The sequence below is a fragment of the Microbispora sp. NPDC049633 genome (assembly GCF_040675265.1).
Lineage (GTDB): Bacteria > Actinomycetota > Actinomycetes > Streptosporangiales > Streptosporangiaceae > Microbispora > Microbispora maris.
In genome coordinates this window covers 38,646-55,447 of sequence record NZ_JBFAOO010000006.1, presented here as the reverse complement: position 1 = coordinate 55,447, position 16,802 = coordinate 38,646, and the positions used below count along the sequence as shown (strand labels likewise).

General features: G+C 71.0%; 16 protein-coding genes. 6 read left to right on the top strand and 10 right to left on the bottom strand.

Going from position 1 to position 16,802, the window contains the following annotated elements; genetic code table 11:
• The first annotated feature begins 11 nt into the window (after window positions 1-11).
• Genes AB0J39_RS03245 through AB0J39_RS03235 form a run of 3 tightly spaced genes read left to right on the top strand, consistent with a single transcriptional unit; the run spans window position 12 to window position 5,373 of the window.
• Window positions 12-1,463 carry a VWA domain-containing protein gene (locus tag AB0J39_RS03245; protein WP_363461339.1) on the top strand — a complete coding sequence of 484 codons (1,452 nt, stop codon included), beginning with the start codon at window positions 12-14 and terminating at the stop codon, window positions 1,461-1,463.
• 11 nt (window positions 1,464-1,474) lie between these two features.
• The gene (locus tag AB0J39_RS03240; protein WP_363461287.1) at window positions 1,475-2,590 is read left to right on the top strand and encodes an AAA family ATPase; all 1,116 of its coding nucleotides are present in this window, start codon (window positions 1,475-1,477) and stop codon (window positions 2,588-2,590) included.
• Window positions 2,587-5,373, top strand: coding sequence for a DUF5682 family protein (locus AB0J39_RS03235; protein ID WP_363461285.1), 2,787 nt, complete (start codon window positions 2,587-2,589; stop codon window positions 5,371-5,373). Before AB0J39_RS03240 ends, AB0J39_RS03235 begins: the two co-directional genes overlap by 4 nt.
• A 16-nt stretch (window positions 5,374-5,389) precedes the next feature.
• On the opposite strand, the gene AB0J39_RS03230 is transcribed toward AB0J39_RS03235, so the two are convergent.
• The 3 genes from AB0J39_RS03230 to AB0J39_RS03220 all read right to left on the bottom strand — a co-directional run bounded on the left by AB0J39_RS03230 (window position 5,390) and on the right by AB0J39_RS03220 (window position 8,262).
• Entirely contained in the window at window positions 5,390-6,274 is an 885-nt protein-coding gene (locus AB0J39_RS03230) for an arginase family protein (protein WP_363461283.1), read from the bottom strand.
• Window positions 6,275-6,406: 132 nt separating this feature from the next.
• Entirely contained in the window at window positions 6,407-6,883 is a 477-nt protein-coding gene (locus AB0J39_RS03225) for a hypothetical protein (protein ID WP_363461281.1), read from the bottom strand.
• A 410-nt stretch (window positions 6,884-7,293) separates the two neighbouring features.
• A complete protein-coding gene (locus tag AB0J39_RS03220; RefSeq protein WP_363461279.1) occupies window positions 7,294-8,262 on the bottom strand; it encodes a hypothetical protein in 969 nt (322 codons plus the stop codon).
• Window positions 8,263-8,920: 658 nt separating this feature from the next.
• Between AB0J39_RS03220 and AB0J39_RS03215 the strand changes: the two genes are divergently transcribed.
• Together AB0J39_RS03215 and AB0J39_RS03210 are read left to right on the top strand one after the other, a co-directional pair.
• Window positions 8,921-9,397 carry a hypothetical protein gene (locus tag AB0J39_RS03215; RefSeq protein ID WP_363461277.1) on the top strand — a complete coding sequence of 159 codons (477 nt, stop codon included), beginning with the start codon at window positions 8,921-8,923 and terminating at the stop codon, window positions 9,395-9,397.
• A gap of 256 nt (window positions 9,398-9,653) precedes the next feature.
• The gene (locus AB0J39_RS03210; protein ID WP_363461275.1) at window positions 9,654-9,899 is read left to right on the top strand and encodes a hypothetical protein; all 246 of its coding nucleotides are present in this window, start codon (window positions 9,654-9,656) and stop codon (window positions 9,897-9,899) included.
• 158 nt (window positions 9,900-10,057) lie between these two features.
• Here AB0J39_RS03210 and AB0J39_RS03205 read toward each other — a convergent pair whose 3' ends face one another.
• The 4 genes from AB0J39_RS03205 to AB0J39_RS03190 all read right to left on the bottom strand — a co-directional run bounded on the left by AB0J39_RS03205 (window position 10,058) and on the right by AB0J39_RS03190 (window position 13,441).
• Window positions 10,058-10,363, bottom strand: a complete 306-nt coding sequence (locus tag AB0J39_RS03205) for a hypothetical protein (protein WP_363461273.1) — start codon at window positions 10,361-10,363, stop codon at window positions 10,058-10,060.
• A gap of 456 nt (window positions 10,364-10,819) precedes the next feature.
• Window positions 10,820-11,146 (bottom strand): hypothetical protein, encoded by a 327-nt coding sequence (locus AB0J39_RS03200; protein ID WP_363461271.1) that lies wholly within the window; start codon window positions 11,144-11,146, stop codon window positions 10,820-10,822.
• A gap of 370 nt (window positions 11,147-11,516) precedes the next feature.
• Window positions 11,517-12,524, bottom strand: a complete 1,008-nt coding sequence (locus AB0J39_RS03195) for a sporulation protein (RefSeq protein ID WP_363461269.1) — start codon at window positions 12,522-12,524, stop codon at window positions 11,517-11,519.
• A gap of 254 nt (window positions 12,525-12,778) precedes the next feature.
• Window positions 12,779-13,441, bottom strand: coding sequence for a DedA family protein (locus tag AB0J39_RS03190; RefSeq protein WP_363461267.1), 663 nt, complete (start codon window positions 13,439-13,441; stop codon window positions 12,779-12,781).
• A gap of 206 nt (window positions 13,442-13,647) precedes the next feature.
• Between AB0J39_RS03190 and AB0J39_RS03185 the strand changes: the two genes are divergently transcribed.
• Window positions 13,648-14,244 carry a class I SAM-dependent methyltransferase gene (locus AB0J39_RS03185; RefSeq protein WP_363461265.1) on the top strand — a complete coding sequence of 199 codons (597 nt, stop codon included), beginning with the start codon at window positions 13,648-13,650 and terminating at the stop codon, window positions 14,242-14,244.
• A gap of 49 nt (window positions 14,245-14,293) precedes the next feature.
• On the opposite strand, the gene AB0J39_RS03180 is transcribed toward AB0J39_RS03185, so the two are convergent.
• The 3 genes from AB0J39_RS03180 to AB0J39_RS03170 all read right to left on the bottom strand — a co-directional run bounded on the left by AB0J39_RS03180 (window position 14,294) and on the right by AB0J39_RS03170 (window position 16,744).
• Window positions 14,294-14,491, bottom strand: a complete 198-nt coding sequence (locus tag AB0J39_RS03180; RefSeq protein WP_363461263.1) for a hypothetical protein — start codon at window positions 14,489-14,491, stop codon at window positions 14,294-14,296.
• Window positions 14,492-14,627: 136 nt separating this feature from the next.
• Complete coding sequence (locus AB0J39_RS03175) at window positions 14,628-15,392, bottom strand: helix-turn-helix domain-containing protein (RefSeq protein WP_363461261.1); 765 nt, start codon at window positions 15,390-15,392, stop codon at window positions 14,628-14,630.
• On the bottom strand, window positions 15,389-16,744 hold the full coding sequence (locus tag AB0J39_RS03170) for a hypothetical protein (protein ID WP_363461259.1): 1,356 nt from the start codon (window positions 16,742-16,744) through the stop codon (window positions 15,389-15,391). Before AB0J39_RS03170 ends, AB0J39_RS03175 begins: the two co-directional genes overlap by 4 nt.
• Window positions 16,745-16,802 lie beyond the last annotated feature (58 nt).

Here is a 16,802-nt window from a genome sequence, read left to right as displayed (position 1 = left end):
GCGCCCACCCGATGGGCGACGACGTCTCCACGGCCGGTGACGACGGACCGGCGAATGCCGACAGGAACCGGCGCCAACTGCTCTACTGGCGGCTGCTGGCCCGGCTGTTCGACCACGAGGAGCAGCAGGCGCTGGAGACCGCGAGCTTCGCGGTCGTCGGTGACCTGGGCCTGCCCGCCGGGCTGCTCGATCCGGCCGTGTCGGTCGACTCGCTGGTGCAGCGCTTCCCCGGGCTGGCCGCCGAGTTCGAGACCCTGCTCACACCGGACGAGCACGTGCCGGGCGGCGAGGTGCGCCGGGCGGCGCTTGTCTCGAAGCTGCTGCTCAACGCCTTCGCCACCGGCGCGGGTGACGTCAGCGCCACCCAGCTCGCGACCTGGCAGCAGGACGCCGCCTGGCTCAAGCGGGCCCTGTGCGCGGGGCCGGCGTCCGGGCCGGGCACGGGAACGGGCACGGGCTCGGCAGCGGGGCCGGGCGCGGAAGCGGGAAGACCCGGCGGAGAGCCCGGGACGGGTGCGGGGGTGGGACCCACGGCCGGCTTCGGGCCGGGCGCCGGCGTCCGGATCGGCGACGACGACCTGGCCAAGGCGCTGGCCGACATCGAAGCCGGGCTCGTCAGCCGCATGCGCCTGCGCGAGGTGCTGGCCGACCCGGCCCTGGCGCGGCAGCTCACGCCCAGCATGTCGCTGGTCGAGCAGCTGCTGCGCGACAAGGCCAACCTCTCGGGGGTGGCGCTCGCCAACGCGAAGGCGCTGATCCGCAGGTTCGTCGACGAGGTCGCCGAGGTGCTGCGCACCCAGGTCGAGAAGGCCGGCGCGGGCGTGATCGACCGCTCGGTGCCGCCCAAACGGGTGTTCCGCAACCTGGACCTCGACCGGACGATCTGGAAGAACCTCGTCAACTACAGCCCCGAGGACCAGCGGCTCTACGTCGACCGGCTGTACTACCGGCGCACCGCGAGGCGCACGACGCCGGCCAGGATGATCGTGGTGGTCGACCAGTCGGGTTCCATGGTCGACGCGATGGTCAACTGCACCATCCTGGCATCCATCTTCGCCGGGCTGCCCAAGGTCGACGTGCATCTGGTCGCGTACGACACCCGCGCGCTCGACCTGACTCCGTGGGTGCACGATCCCTTCGAGGTGCTGCTGCGCACGCAGCTCGGCGGCGGCACGGACGGCACGGCGGCCCTGGCCGTCGCCCAGCCGAAGGTCGCCGACCCCCGCAACACGGCCGTCGTCTGGATCTCGGACTTCTACGAGTGGAACTGCGACGCCGTCTACGCCGGGATGGAGGCGCTGCACCGGTCCGGCGTACGGCTCATCCCGGTGGGCTCGGTGAACAGCGGTGGCCAGCAGAGCGTCAACCCGTGGTTCCGGCAGAAGCTCAAGGACCTGGGCACACCGGTGATCTCGGGCCACATCCGCAAGCTCGTGTTCGAACTCAAGAACTTCCTCGCCTAGGAGACCCCCATATGACCAACGAGATGCTCCGCGCGCCCGCCGAGGTGAAGTACGCCGAGGAGCTCGACTGGCTGGAGTCGATTGACGACGGCCCCAAGCCGTTCTCCTGGCGGCTCAGCCCCCGGATGGTCCGGCTGTTCGTGCTCGGCAGCGAGCGGTCCGACGGCCTCGACCGCGAGATTCCGCAGAAGTGGTTCGGCGACCGGAGCTTCGTCGAGCGCAGCATCGTGACGCTCGCCTCCGACCGCGGCCTGCTGCTGATCGGCGACCCGGGCACCGGCAAGAGCTGGCTGGCCGAGCTGCTGTCCGCCGCCATCTGCCGTGACTCCACCCTGGTCGTGCAGGGAACGGCGGGCACCACCGAGGACCACATCAAGTATTCGTGGAACGTCTCCATGGTGATCGCCAAGGGCCAGTCCCGCGAGTCGATGATCCCCTCACCGATCATGACGGCGATGGAACAGGGCATGATCGGCCGGTTCGAGGAGCTGACCCGCGCCACCAGCGACGTGCAGGACGCCCTGATCTCGATCCTGTCGGAGAAGTACGTCTCCATTCCCGAGCTCGACACCGACAACACCGTGTTCGCCAAGCCCGGATTCTCGATCATCGCCACCGCCAACAGCCGGGACCGGGGTGTCAACGACCTGTCCTCGGCGCTGAAACGGCGGTTCAACTTCGTCCGCATTCCGGTGGTGACGAGCAAGGCCAGCGAGGCGGAGATCGTCCGTTTCCGCACCGTAGAACTGCTGCGCCGGCACCGCATCGAGCTGGACGTGCCGCCGGCGCTGCTGGACCTCCTGCTGCAGAGCTTCGCCGACCTGCGTACCGCGGCGGCCTCGGCCACGAGCGAGGACGAGAAACTGGAGTCGGCCCTGTCCACCGCCGAGCAGATCGGCGTGCTGGAGGACGCCATCCTGCACAGCCACTTCTTCGGCGACCGCACGCTGCGTGCCGAGACGCTGGCCGGCGCCCTGGTGGGCTCCCTGGCCAGGCGCGCCCCCGAAGACCTGGCCATTCTCAACAAGTACTGGCACGGGATGGTCGAACCACGCAGCAGGAACGACGGAGGCGAGTGGACGCGGTTCCTCGACGGCGGCCGTCAGGCGATCTCGACGCTGTCATGAGCACCTTCGATGCCCTGCGCGGGCAGCTTCTCGACGCCGCCGAGGCCTTCTCCGGCGGCGGGGACGTCCTGGCCGGCATCCTGGGCGGCATGGTCGACGACGTCGACCGCATGCTGCGCGAGGAGCTGGAGATCTTCCCGGTCTGCCACCACTCACCGGCCTCCGCCCTGGCCATGACCCGGCGGCTGCGCGACAAGCGGCCCAAGGTCGTCTACCTGGAGTTGTGCGAGGACATGCGCCCGCTCCTCGACGAGCTGCGCAACTGCCGGCTGCCGGTGGCGCTCCAGGCGTTCGCCACCCAGCTGGACGGGTTCCCGGACGGCTCCGGACCGCTCAGCGTGATCGCGCCGGTCACGGAGGCGTCGGCGGAGTACCAGGCGATCGCGTACGCGCTCGACACCCCCGGCGTCGAGATCGTGCTGGTCGACCGCTCGGTGGACCACGTCTTCCAGTGGCTGCCCCGGGAGACGGACGGTCCGGCTCCGCAGGAGCAGGACACACAGGGCGAGGAGACGGCCCTCCACGGGGACGCCGTGGGTGTCGAGATCGGCGACTTGCGCCCACGCTTCGCCGAACTGGAGAAGCACCTGCTGCACCACGGCAAGGTGCGGCACTGGTCGGAGTGGTGGGACCAGTACGTCGAACAGCCGCTGACCGGAGCGGACCACGACACCTACCGCCAGGCGATGGCGTTGATCGGCAGCCTGTTCCGGCGGCTCCGCCCGGAGGGGCACGACCGCCTGACCGTCGACGAGGAACGCGAGCGTTACATGTGGACGCGCATCCGCGAGCACCTCGCCGAGTCGGGCGCGGACCCCGCCGACTGCCTCTACGTGTGCGGAGCCTTCCACGCGGTCAGCACGGTCGAGGAGTTCGGCCTGCGGTCCGAGGCGTCGCCGTACACCATCGCCCCGCGCACGGGCACCCGCTGGCTGTACGGACTGATTCCCTCCAGCCACTCCGCCATCGAGGCGCAGTTCGGCCTGGCCCAGGGCTCGGTGTCCATCGCCGCCGCCACGTGGGCCAAGGCGCTCAGGCGCGGGGGCGTCACCCCGTACCGGCTGGAGGGGCAGCAGGGCGGCGGCGGCAAACGAGGCGGCAAGCGGGGCGGCAAGGCCGCACCGCCCGTCGCGGCCGAGCCGACGGCCGACCGGCTGTCGGGGTTCCTCGCCACCCCGCCCGCGCTGGACGGCCTGGATGAGGACGAACTGCGCGGATGGTGCGTCGACATCGTGCGGCTGGCCCGCCGCAACGGCTATCTGGCCAGCACGGCCGACGCCATCGCCGTGTTCGAGACGTCGATCCTGCTCGCCGGGTTGCGCGGCCGGGCCAGGCCCACGCCGTACGACTTCGCCGACGCGGCCGTCACCTGCATCGAGAAGGACGTCGTGCCGGGCCGGCGGGACGTCCGGCGCCTGTGCGAGATCCTCCTGGGCGGCGACAAGATCGGGATGGTCGGCTACGACGCGCTGCCTCCGCTTGCCCGCGACGTGTACGACCGGCTGGAACCCCTCGGGCTGGACCTGACCAGGCGCACGCAGCAGCGGGTGCTGCTCGACCTCAGGGCGGACCCGGAGCTGGAGCCGTGCTCGGACCTGCTGTGGACGCTGCGCTACCTGCTGCCCGACGGTGCGCTCCGGCCGATCATGGGGGCGCGCCGCCTCGGTGAGCGGCCGATCCAGGAGAGCTGGGACGTGGCGCTCGGACGGCACCAGCGGGAGATCGTCGAGCTGGGCTACGAGGGTGTCACGGTCGAGCAGGTGCTGGAGCAGCGGCTGCGCCGCATGGCGTGGGATCCCCAGGCCACGGCCGGGGTGGCGCTCGCGGCCGTCGAGGACGCCATTCTCTATGTGGGCGGCCGGCGCCTGCCCGGCGAGCTCGGCGCCCGCGCCGTCGAGCTGCTGGCCGCCGAGCGCACCGTCGACGACGCTCCCGAGGTGCTGCGCCGCATCAGGCGGCTGCTGACCTACTACCGGGCGAGCCAACCGGAGCTGCCCACCTGGTGCGAGGACTTCGTCACGGCCGGATACTCCCACTACTGCACGCTGCTGCCCACCGCTTTCGCCGACGACGACACCGGCGTACGCCAGGTCGGGGCGATGCTCGGCTTCCTGTTCACGCTGGAGAGCCTCGCGCTGTCGCTGGGCTGCGACCGGGCCCAGCTCGAACTGGCCGTACGGCAGTCGCATCCACGGGATCCGGCCAAGGTCGCGTTGTCGTGGGCCGCCCAGACGCAGCTGGGCCTGCTGACCAGGGACGAGCTGCGCAGTCGCTGTGACGAGCTGCTGGCCAACCCGCTCGTCGTGCCGGCGTATCCGCTGTATGTGAGCGGATTCGTCCAGGCGCTCGAACCCGTGCCCGGCCTCGCGCCGTTCGTGGTCGAGGCGCTGTCGAAGGCCTTCGCGCGGCTGCCCGATCCCGTTCTGCTGCCGTGGCTGCCGACGTTGATCTGCACGTTGCGGCAGCACGCGCCCGAGCTGGTCCCCGTACTCGTCCGTGAGGCCGGGCGGACCTTCCCCGGCGCGCTGGCCGAGCTGGACGCCTGGACCCCGCCGTGGGAACGGCCGGCCGCACCGGCGCGAGCGGCCCGGGTGGCGGCCGCGCCGAGCGGGCCGGTGTCCACGCTGCTGGCCCGGCACCCGGGGGCGTGCGACGCCGTCGCAGCGCTGCTCGGGTGTACGGCGGAGTGGGGGAGCACCGGGCACGGAGACGACGAGGTGGCGGCCCTGCTCGACCGGCATCCGGCGACGACCGGTGCGGTCGCCGCGCTGCTCGGCGCGTGAGTCCGCACCCGCGATTTCATCCGGCGGCGGCGTCGGCGAGCAGGGCGGGGACAAGCGAGGCCAGGACGGCCTCGTCCTCCTCACGGCGGGGGGCGTACTCGGTGATCCCCAGGCCGGCCAGGGGAAAGCGAGCCGTCAGCGCGCGTACGGCGTCGCGCAGCGCCGCGACGGACAGACCGCCGGCCTCGGGGTAGCTGAGCGACCCGAACTCCTGCGGATCGAGAACGTCGAGGTCGATGTGGATGTAGACGGCGGTGCCCCCGGCCGCGGCGACGGCCGGGACCAGGACACCGGGGTCGGCCGTCAGCTCGGGCACGGTGAGCCGGGTGAGGCCCGCGCCGGTGGCGTAGGCCAGCTCCGCCGGATCCAGTGCGCGGACTCCGGCGAGGACCACCTGCCGGGGGTGCAGAGCCCGCGGCGGGACCAGATCGGGGTGCCCTTCGCCCAGCAAGGTGCGCAGGACCATGCCGTGGAAGGCATGCGAGGGTGAGGATCCGGGCGTGTTGAGATCGCCGTGAGCGTCGAACCAGACGACGGTGAGCCCGTCGCCGTGGCGCTTGAGGGCGGCCGAGACGGGCTCCATCTCCACTCCGCAGTCACCGCCGACCGTGACGACCGTGGCCGTGCCGCACTCGCCGAGCGCCGCGCGGGTCCGGGCGGCGACGGTGGTGAGGACGTCCAGGGCCCGGACTCCGTCCCGCTCGGTGCCCGCGGTGTCCGGAACGGGCACCCGCAGGGCCCTGACGGACGGCTTGGTGGGCGGTTCGGCGGACGGTTCGGCGGGCGGTTCGCCGGATGTCAGCAGAGAGGCGAGCCGGCCGGCGCCGAGGGACAGGAGCCGTGCGTCCTCGACGCTCGACCCCTGCCATTGGGGCACCTGAAGCACCACGGTCGGAAGCACCCTTTGATCATTTCATGCCGATGCCTGCCCGGGCAGGGCCCGTGCGCGTCGTGCTCGGGCCGGTGGTGCCGTGCGCGTCGTACGGGCCCGTCCCGGGCCGGTACGTGCTCGGGTAATCGCCGGTGGTGTCCCTCATCCGGTTGTTCTGGGGCGTCGGCGGAACCGGCAGGGCGACGGCGTACGCCGATCCTCCAGTGCCTCCAGCACCGCGTCGATCCGCTGCCGGCACTCGTACGGCCTGGCGTGCCGCCGTCCCGCAGTCCGTCTGCCGCCGGTCGTGTCGGCCGGGGCGTCGGTCTTCAGGCCACACTGCCAGTACCACTTCTGCAGGCCGTGCAGCACGCATACGTAGAGAGTGTCGATCTCGTTGGAGCAGTGTGCCGCGTACGCGGTGATCTGGTCCCAGGTGGCGACGAGCGGCGTGGTGGTGGAGCCTCCGGCGCGGACCTGCGTCAGCACATACAGGCGCGTGTGCTGGTCGAACTCGGCTTCGACGACGTCGCCGAGCAGGCGCGGCCGCCGCCGGACCAGGCCGGTTCGGGGCGGGGGCCAGGACGAGAACGTGAGCAGACTCAGCAGCGCCACCTCGATGCACCAGTCCAGAGTCATCGGGGCTTCCCTTCGTGGGAGGGCCGTACCGCGATTCGCCCCCCGGGCGGAGGTTCGACCGCCGGTCGTCGCGCCGTCGCCTCGCGGGGGGACGTGACCGGGACGCGGGTACGGTCCACGGATGAGACAGGACAAAGGAGAGCGGCTGCGACGATGCCGGTCGCAGCCGCTCTCTCGCGGCGCGTGTCCATCCGCGCCCCTGCCCCAGGTAGCGGGGCGTGGATGGCCACGATCATCCGGTCTCCCGGAAGGCAACTCCGCCGCGAACCGGACGAGGGACGTCCACTAGCTACCCCCACGCCCCTCGCCCTTCCCGGGGATGGCGCGCATCCGCCGAGAGCATTTCGGTGCTGTCGTCACCGGCGCTGTGGGATGCCCGCTCACCGCGCCGGCTGACATCAGGCGAGCGGTCAGCGGTGACCCCAGCCGCCCTGGCCCGGACCGCCCTGGCCCGGACCGCCCTGGCCCGGACCGCTGTGGCCGGAGCCACCGGGACCGCCGTGGCCGCCCCAGCTACCGCCCCCCGGGCCGCCGGGACCGCCCTGGCCGGGGCCGCCGGGACCGCCGTGACCAGGGCCGCCGGAGCCCCCCGGACCGCCGTGGCCCCAGCCGCCGGTGTTGCCGTGGCCCCAGCCACCATGGTCACCGCCGTGGTCACCACCGCGGCCCCAGCGGCCCCAACCGTCCCAGCTTCCCCAGTTGCCGCGTCCCCAGCGCCCGCCCCAGGAGCTGCCGCCCCAGTTGTGGCCCGGGTTCCCGAAGACACGGCCGGGAAGGCCGTACCAGCGGCCGGGCAGGCCGAGGGACGTGTCGCACCCCCAGCTACCGGGCAGGGGCAGCCAACGGCCGCTGACGAAGTAGACGGGCCGGGTGAAGCCCGTTCCGCAGGACGGCGAGATGTAGACGCCGCCGTTGATGACGTACTGGCAGCTCGGGAGCATGTAGGTGCGACCGGCCACGACGTACTCGTGGACGCCGTCCCCGAGCTGGTAGCCGGGGAGGCCGTACCAGCGGCCGGGCAGGCCGCTGACGGCCTGGTCGCACCACTCGCCCGGCAGGGCGTAGGTGCGGCCGCCCAGGACGTACACCGGCCGCGTCAGGCCCGTTCCGCAGGACGGCGAGACGTAGACGCCGCCGTTGACGACGTACTGGCAGCTGGGGAGGATGTACGTCTTGCCCTTCAGGACGAAGTGGTGGACGCGGATGTCCGCGCGCGGATCCGGTCCTCGCCTGGGGGTGTCGATCGGCCGGGAGATGCTGCTCGTCGCCTGCGAGGCCGTGCTCGCCGTGCTCGCCGCGCTCGCGGCTTCGGCGGCCAGCACCGCGGGGGTGACGATTGCGGCGGTGGCGAGTGCCCCCGTGAGGAGGGCTTTCTTCATCGTCAAGAGACGATTCCTTTCCTGAGGTGGTGCTGCTGTCGGATCAAACGCGCATCCCGGCAGCCGGCGGTGTGGCGACGGCGAAGCGGGATGCGCAGGACCGCAGTCGAGACGATTCGAGTCGGGCTCCCCGTGAGAGCCTCCGCGGAGGTTCAGGAGGTGACCCCGGATCGGAGGCCCGTAACGGGATCACGAGCTCTCGTCGGTGTCAGCAAATTTTGACGACATCGAAGGCCGGAACAGGTCGAGAGTGCGCACCCCCGCTGCCGCCGCGATGGCGTCCGCCGTGGTGCGGCGGCACGTGCCTCGTTTGAGCAGACCGTCGATGCACTGTCTGGTAAGTGCTGCCCGGCGAGCGAAATCGGCCACGCTGTGACTGTGGCCGACCATCAAAGCGCGCAAGAGTGCCACGCTCCGAAGGTGCATCTGCGGCTTTCCCGCCATAGCGAACCTCTCCGATGGAAACTGCATCATCAGATTCTGCTGACGTCTCGACTGCAGGTCGCACTCTAATCCGACCGAGCGCACGGCCGCACGTGAAACGTAGGGTTCCAGCGAATAAATCTTGTGCGTGATGGCTTTATATGACGCATCTTGTTGACACAACTGATCCCTTGCTTCGTCGGGGTTTGCTCCCTGTCGTCAGGATCTAGCGGGCATGATGGTGGCGATCGCGGTCAGAAAGATTCGAGGAGCTGACAACCGAATGCCGTCGCAGCGCGTGACACCCGACCAGCCCCCCACCCCCCTGAGCGACTGCATCCGTGACTATGTGGCGGACAAGGGGATGAGCATCCGTACGCTCGCATTGAGGTCGGTGAGCGGAAGCACAGGTCAGTGCCTCACCGCTCAGTGGATTACCGACGTGCTGAGCGGCCGGGTGTCGCGGATGCCCGATCTCTGGCGCCTGGAGGCTCTCGCGACCGGCCTCGAGATGGATCCGGACAGCGTCAAGGCATTGGCGATCAGCCAGTGGATCGGATGGGACATCGCCGACGTCCGGACCGGCGTCGGAGAACGCCTGATCTTTCGCGTGCCCAAGGGGTATACGACCGAACAGTCCGCGCGCCTTGCCGATCAACTCATGCAGGCGATCAATAGCGCGCCGGCCGATCCGGAAAGGGAGGAAACGTGATGTTCCGGATGTACGGTCGCCTCCGGTGGGGCTGATGCGTCAAACTTTCCTGGCAACGAGCAGCGAAACGATCGGGGACGTGATTGCCAGAAAGGATATGGTGGATGATTCGTGTCATCGCCGTCGCAACCATCAGTGGAATTCCGTCGCGCCCAGTTGCCGCATAGCTGCCCGGCAGTAATCCTCCACGCACTTCAGGAAAACCGGATCATCGCCTACGTCGACGAGAGGCAGTTCGCCCCCGAGCTGCATCCCCATGGACGAGATCGGCACGGCGACGCTGAAGATGCTCCAGCCGGTCGAGGACACGCGCCCGATGCCGGCGCTCCGCATCCGCGTCAGAAGAAGCGGAGATCTCGGTCATGAGCTCGCCGTGGCCGAGTTCGCGACAGACGAGATCACAGTCGGCGTCGAGAAGACGCTCATCACCGAGGAACTCGCCGCCTGCCTGAGTGACGCCGGTACCGCGGTCACCCGCGCCTTCGTCCGGCGTACGACGTGAGCCCCCGGCACGCCGATGCCGTACCAGGCTGCGTAGCGGACGGGAAAGGAGCGTCCGCCGTCCTCGGCAGATGAGCAACGGCCGGAGGCGGCGCCGAGGAGCCGGCGCGGTCCCGCGGGGCGCCCCGCCGGTGCGGACGAAGAAGTCGAAGAAGACGGCTAGAAGCCGGGTTCGTGCGGGCGGGGACGCGCGGTGGGAGGCCGCGTGCGCCTGGACGAATGGGCGGGGCCATGGTGCCGCCGGGCCCGCGGCGACCGGGCCTTCCCGCCGCGCCTCGAGCGGGTGTCGTGCTCGATCGGCGGCGGCGTGGGCCTCGACGGAGCGATTCCGGGCTGGGTCGCGCCGTCGGGGATGGTCGTGGCGACGATGCCGCCGGGCGGAGGCGCGCCCGGCACCGGACCGGTGGCGTCGGTGCTCGCCCAGACGCTCGCGGCGGCCAGGACCGCGACCCCGGTCACGATCACGGAACGGATCAGCCTGGCGCGGGGCAGAAAGCGATGCCGCCCGGGTGCCGGAGGCGGGGATGGCTCGGATTCCGGTCCTCGCCGGCCGCGAGGTTCGCCACCGTCGGTGCCCCGGTGCCGTCCGGGTGAAGAGGGCTGGTACTGCGGCGGCTTGGGCCCGGCGGCGCGCGCGAGGCTGTAGGGGGCCCGCCTGGTGGGACGGTGTGGGCGAGGTCTGTCCTGGCCGTTCATCACGCGCTCCGGGATCCGAGGACGTCGTGTCGTGCGCGAAGAGAGACGCAATGACTACGAACGGTATCCGAGATCTGAGGATCCTGGTCGGCTTTGGCCCCAGGTTGTCAGCAGAATCTGCTGACAACCCGGGGTTTTAAAATCCCCCGTCGAGCGCATGCTCGATCGAGGGTCATGCTCGCGGTCCTCCGGGGCCTTCTCTCGCCGTGCCCCTATCGCGATGGATCAGTCGCAGGCGGTGGCGTAGTAGTCGGCCCCGCAGTCGTCGTAGGCGCTGTCCACGACGACCACCGGGATGCTCCAGTAGCCCAGCGGGCGGCTCCAGTAGCCGAGTGGGCGGCTCCAGTAGCCGTTGCCCCAACGGTGGCCCGAGGGGTGACCCCACCCGTGTCCCCAGTCGCGTCCCCAGTCGGCGGCGTGAGCCGGAAGGCCGGCCTGTGCGGTCGTGGCCGCCTGCCGCGGGGTGGCAGTCTCGGCCGAGGCCGCGATCGGCGCCATGACGACGAGTCCGGCGGCGCAGGCCGCGCCGGCCAGGAGCAGTCGCTGAATCATGCGTAACCTCCTGTTGCTTCGAAGTCACTGAATGTGACCGCTGACACGGTACAACGCCGCTGATCACGTTCCTGGACGGCGACACATCAAGCGACGGCAATGTCGCGAGCGGCGCCGCCACGCTTCCCGGCCCTCCCGGCCCTCCTGGCCCTCCCGGACAGGCCGGCCCTCCCGGCCCTCCTGGCCCTCCCGGACAGGCCGGTCCGCGAGCCGGCCGTGGCCTCCTGTCCGGAGACCACGGCCGGCACCCGCTTCAGAACGAGGGCCTGCCTCTCACCCTGAGTCGCACCCGGCGGCGTCACACCCGGCGGCGTCGCGGGCGGCGGGACGTGGGGGTGCGGTGGCGCGGAGGGGGGTGGCGCGGAGGGACCTACCAGTCGCCGTCCCCGCCCTCGTCCTCGTCGCCCTCGAAGATCTCTTCGACGATCTCGCCCGCCACCAGACCACCGACCACTCCGGCGGCGCCGGCCGCGGCCACCGCACCCCAGCCCGGACCGCTGCGGTGCTCGTGGTGGCCTCCGTGGAAATGAGCTTCGTGTCCGTGCTCGTAACCGCCATGGCCGCCGTAGCCGGCGTGGCCGTCGTAGCCGCCATGGCCGCCGTACGGTGCGCCGTACTGGGCCAGCCCGGTGAGCCAGCGGTCGATCTCCCCGGCCCAGTCCATGCGTACCGCGTCCTCGTGGCTGACGCGGAAGCGGCCGATGGCGTCGACGGACCGATGGCCCGCGCGCTTGTCGGCCTCCAGGATGACCTCCAGACCAGCGGGGTCGGCCACGAAAGTGAGCTCGACCTCCCCCACGACACCGGCCTGCCGCGGCGGCGGGTAGAACTCGATCTCCTGGTAGAACGGCAGCTCCTGGCGCACGCCGTGCAGGTGGCCCGCCTCCAGGTCGGCCGACTTGAAGGCGAAGCCGAGCTGGAGGAACGCCTCCAGGACGCGCAGCTGGGAGGGGAGCGGCTCGACGGCGACCGGGTCGAGGTCGCCCTTGTCCACGGCCTTGGCGATGGCCACCTCGGTGCGTACGCCGAGCGCCATGCCGGTCAGGTGCTGTCCGTCGATCTCGCTGATCGGGGCCTCCCACGGCATCGGGATCTGGAAGGCGATGCTCCGGTTCTCACCCTTGCGCAAGGTGAACGGACCGGACGCCCGGGCACGGGAGAACTCGCCGAGCCCCGCGCTCTCGCCGTCGCCGTGCTCGAGCTCCACCCCGGCGACGAGGCCGAGAGTGATCTCCTCGATCTCGGCGTCGAAGTCGCCGCCGGACAGTCTCACCTCGCCCGTGAGCACGCCGCCCGGCCGGACCCGCGGGGTGGTCAGTACGGTGTCCACCGAGGGGGCGCCGACCCCGAGAGCGCCCAGCATCCGCTTGAAGACCACGTGTTTCTCCCTGTAGACGGTTGAGGAGGTGTGTCAGCCGCCCACCTGAACGATCAAGACCCGGGGCCGGGTTCCGCCGGTTGGTAAAGATCGCGCTTCCGTTGGTCAAGGGCTCGTGCGGCGGCGCTGTCCCGCGACGGCCGCCAGGATCGCGTCACACGCACACGAGGGCGGGCCGCCAGGGGCGCCGGACACCCGGACGAGGGCGGGCGTCAGGGCCGTCTCACACCCCTGCACGAGGGCGGCCGTCCCCTTCAACGGCGACCGGAGGGTGCGGTCCTCGCGCGTCCCAGCCGGCGCGCGACCGGTGGGCGCGGCCGGGTCATCCGGTGGACGCTCAGGCCGACGACGGCCAGGACGGCCAGCCCGGCCACCGCCAGGAGGCCGGCTCGTTGGGAGACCTGCTCCACCAGCCCGTACGAGCCTCCAGCGGCGTATCCGAGCCCCACGGTGCCCGCCCCCCAGACCAGGCCGCCGGGCACCTCGAAGGCGAGGAATCTGGCGTACGGCAGGCGTCCCATGCCGGCCAGCAAAGGGATCAGGGCGCGCAGCAGACCGATCCAGCGACCGAAGAGGACGGCCCAGCCGCCGCGCCGCCGCAGGTAGTCCGCGGTGCGGTCCCAGCGCTCCGCGCTCACCCGGCGGCCGAGCCGGCTGTCGCGCACGCGAGGCCCCAGCCGCCGGCCGATCCGGTAGCTGATGGAATCCCCCGCGATCGCGCCCACGCCGGCCGCGGCCATCATGAGCGGCAGGCTCACGTGCCCCGTGAAGGCGAGAAAACCGGCCATCAGCAACGCGAGCTCGCCCGGCACCACGAGTCCGACGAGCGCCGCCGTCTCCGCGCAGGCCATCAGCCCGACCACCAGGTAGGCCCACGGGCTCGTCATCGCCATGAACTGGTGCAGCCCCTGCGTCATCGGTTGCCCCCCGCCGCCGCGACGACTTCTCCCCACAATGCACGTCACACCGGGAACGTCAGTAGCTCGCGGCGGGAAAACCTCGGTAAGCGTCGGGCCCGCGAGGGAGACTTCGCACCGTGCACGTGGTGCCTGCCGGAGGGCGCGGGGCCCGAGGCTCATGGTCGAATCGTTCCCCCACCTCTTCCGCAGAGGAGACGAAGAGCATGAACCACAGATCTCTCCAGGAGACCAGAGAGTTCTTCGCCGCGAAGGCGGCCACCTGGGAGGAGAAGTATCCCGACGACGGCCCGGCGTTCGCCGTCGCTATCGCCGAGATGGCCCTGCCGCCCGGAGGGCTGGCCATCGACGCCGGCTGTGGAACCGCCCGCGCTTTCCCCCTGCTACGGGACGCGGTCGGGGCGGCAGGGCGCGTGGTGGGCGTCGACGTCACCCCGGAGATGATCCGGTCGGCCCGCGAACGGGGGCGGGGCGACTACGGCCGGCTGCTGGTCGCCGACGTCGGGCGGCTTCCGCTCCGCGACGGCGTGGCCGACGGCGTGCTGGCGTCCGGGCTGATCTCCCATGTCCTCCGGCCGGTCGCCGTGCTGTCCGAGCTGGCCCGGGTGACCCGGAAGGGCGGAAGGCTGGCGCTGTTCCACCCCGTGGGCCGGGCGGTGCTCGCGGCGCGGCGCGGACGCACCCTGACCCCCGACGACGTACGGGCCCGGCACAACCTACGTCCCCTGCTGGACGCCGCCGGATGGACCTTGGTCGACTACCACGACACCGAGGAGCGCTATCTGGCGTTGGCTCGCAGATGAAAGGCAGAAAGAGGCCGTGGCGATGCTCAGGCGAGCAAACAAAGGTCATCTACCAGTGCGGGTCGAAGGGCACGATCGCGACCTGCCCCAGCAGCCAATCGCGTATCAGCGTCAGCAGCCACACCACACCCACGCTGAGGGCGATGCTGGTTATCAGCGTCGCCGCGAGCCGGATGCAATAAGGCTGGCCATCGCCGCGAATGGCGACCACCTCGATCCTGCCGTCCTTGGCGCGGCCCGCGTTCAAGGGGAAGTGAGGTTCGGCCTCTCCGATGACGAAGTCAGAGCGCGTAGTACGTTGGGGTAGCCGGATCTGGTCAGCCGGAGGATTCGGCCCATCGACTCAGCACGACGCCATCGCTCGCGCGTTCTGCCCGTGCTCGTCAGCTCACGCGGTGCGGGCGGGGGACCTGGGCGAATGTCGAGAGTCTGAACCACCGTGGCAGAGCGCGGCGTAGCGCCTCCGGGCCGTGCACCTCGACGGCGCCGGAGCGGAGGGCGTCGGACCAGGCGAGATCGCCACGCCAGATCTCGGTCATCCGCCGCAGGCCCACGGTCATCATCACCGTCGGCGGATAGCCGGGGTCATCGTCACAGACGTCGACGTCGCCGGGGGTGATGACCAGCCACCAGTCGCGGTTGTGGATCGGCACGTCGGTGAAGCTGAACTGCACCACCGTCCGCTGGTCGGGGACGACGTCGTGGTCGACGTTGCGGTGCATGTCCCACAGCAGCAACTGCGGATCGAGGTCCTCGTCGCCGAGCTCGGGGATCCAGCGGATGCCCCTGGCGCCCAGTGCCTCGACTACCGGCCGCAGTTCCTGCCCGGCCGGGGTGAGCAGGTAACGCACCCGGTTGCCGTCGGGACGGCGCTGCAGAACACCGGCCCGCTCCAGCCGGTTGAGCCGCCTGGACAGCAGAGAGGGGGACATCCTCGGCACCCCGCGGCGCAGCTCGTTGAAGTATCGGCTTCCGGTGACCAGCTCCCGGATGATGAGGAGCGTCCAGCGCTCGTCGAGCAGCTCCATCGCCTTCGCGACGTCGTGATCGGTGTCCTGTTCATCGAGACCTGCCGCCCACTGCCAGTAGGTCGTCGCACGCGCCGTATCCGCCACCGGCGCTCGGCGTGCCGCGCCGATCGTGTTCATATGGCTGGCCGATAGGCGCCGGCGTCTGGGGCCTCGTCGGCGCGGTGTCCGGGCTCGCGCGACCACCAGAGCAGGGCGGCCGAGACCAGGCAGGCGGTGGTGAACCACAAGGGCGAGATGGCCGGCCTCGAGAAGGTCGTGATCATCCCGTACAGATTGGAGGCGTCCGGCCGGGTGAGAAACCAGCCGCCGGGGAGGCCGAGGCCGTGCCGCTCGATCAGGGTCACGGCGGCGAGCCCGCTGAGCGCGGTGCAGAGCAGGCCGCTCATGACCACCCAGAACGCGGCCTGCCGGTGCAGGGCGACGAGGACCAGTACGGCCAAACCGCCGATGCCGACGAACAGCTCGAAAGCGTGCCAGCCCGTCGTAACCGCGTCACCCACGGCGCCATCCAGGACGCGGGGCAGCCTCTCGATCGACACGTGCGGGCTTATCCAGGCCGGATGGCGGTTGGCCAGCGGCGGGAGTAGCAGGACCAGGCACGCGGTGAGGCGGGCCGCGACCGTGAACGCGGTCCTGCGATCGGCCGGCAGGACGTACGGCGCGGGCCTGCTGGGTGCGGAGCCGAGTTCGTGGGCGGTTCGGGCCAGCCAGATGACGAACAGGGCGTCGGCGGCCGTGGTGGCCTCGTCGTAGACGTCGTAGAGGTCGCCGTTCCCGCGCAGCGGGATGCCCGCGACGAGAAGTGCGACCGGCACCAGCAGAGAGGCGATGCCGTACCACACGGTGGTCCGCCCCCAGCGGCCGCCGCGCCACTGCGCCGTGAGCACCAGCGCGGACCACACCAGATCTCCCACGCCGGCGAACCCGCCGAACGCCGCCGCCCGCTCCGCCTCGCGCCAGTCGAGCACATCGAACACCTCGGTCGCCGCCAGGCTCACCTGGGCCAGCAGGCCGGCGCCCAAGGCGAGATCGGCGTGGCGAATTTCGTGGCGCAGCACCGGGTGGAACAGCACCACAACCGCCGACATCAGGAGTGCGTCGAGCACCACCGCCCACCACGGCCAGATCGGCATGATCGCGTATAACGCCCAGAGTGCCACTGTCGCGTACAGAGCTCTTCGCAGCGGGCGCGTCTCGCGGTCGGCCACGAGAGGCTTCCCGGGCGGCAGGCCCCGCAGGCCCCGCAGACTCTGCCACAGCGCCCAGGCCCACAGCCCGCCCGCCAGGACGAGGATGAGCACATTCGGCCACGTGGCCGCGGCGTCCTCGTCCGCTTCGAAGAACAGCGACAGCCGCCACAGAAGGCCGATGTCGCCACCGGTCAGCGCGAGCACCGCGGCGACCGCGAGCGCCGCCGCATACCCACTGGTCACGAGCACGGCGGGAAGGACCGACTGATAACGGCGCACGCGATACATCCAGAAGATCGAGCAGGGGGTGGGGACTCACCCTAGCGATCAACAGGTG

What these genes read in the sequence shown, in the direction of transcription:
- AB0J39_RS03245 (WP_363461339.1), top strand. Translation starts at nt 12, where the DNA reads ATGGGCGACGACGTCTCCACGGCCGGTGACGACGGACCGGCGAATGCC.
- AB0J39_RS03240 (WP_363461287.1), top strand. Translation starts at nt 1,475, where the DNA reads ATGACCAACGAGATGCTCCGCGCGCCCGCCGAGGTGAAGTACGCCGAG.
- AB0J39_RS03235 (WP_363461285.1), top strand. Translation starts at nt 2,587, where the DNA reads ATGAGCACCTTCGATGCCCTGCGCGGGCAGCTTCTCGACGCCGCCGAG.
- AB0J39_RS03225 (WP_363461281.1), bottom strand. Translation starts at nt 6,883, where the DNA reads ATGACTCTGGACTGGTGCATCGAGGTGGCGCTGCTGAGTCTGCTCACG.
- AB0J39_RS03220 (WP_363461279.1), bottom strand. Translation starts at nt 8,262, where the DNA reads ATGAAGAAAGCCCTCCTCACGGGGGCACTCGCCACCGCCGCAATCGTC.
- AB0J39_RS03215 (WP_363461277.1), top strand. Translation starts at nt 8,921, where the DNA reads ATGATGGTGGCGATCGCGGTCAGAAAGATTCGAGGAGCTGACAACCGA.
- AB0J39_RS03210 (WP_363461275.1), top strand. Translation starts at nt 9,654, where the DNA reads ATGGACGAGATCGGCACGGCGACGCTGAAGATGCTCCAGCCGGTCGAG.
- AB0J39_RS03200 (WP_363461271.1), bottom strand. Translation starts at nt 11,146, where the DNA reads ATGATTCAGCGACTGCTCCTGGCCGGCGCGGCCTGCGCCGCCGGACTC.
- AB0J39_RS03190 (WP_363461267.1), bottom strand. Translation starts at nt 13,441, where the DNA reads ATGACGCAGGGGCTGCACCAGTTCATGGCGATGACGAGCCCGTGGGCC.
- AB0J39_RS03185 (WP_363461265.1), top strand. Translation starts at nt 13,648, where the DNA reads ATGAACCACAGATCTCTCCAGGAGACCAGAGAGTTCTTCGCCGCGAAG.
- AB0J39_RS03175 (WP_363461261.1), bottom strand. Translation starts at nt 15,392, where the DNA reads ATGAACACGATCGGCGCGGCACGCCGAGCGCCGGTGGCGGATACGGCG.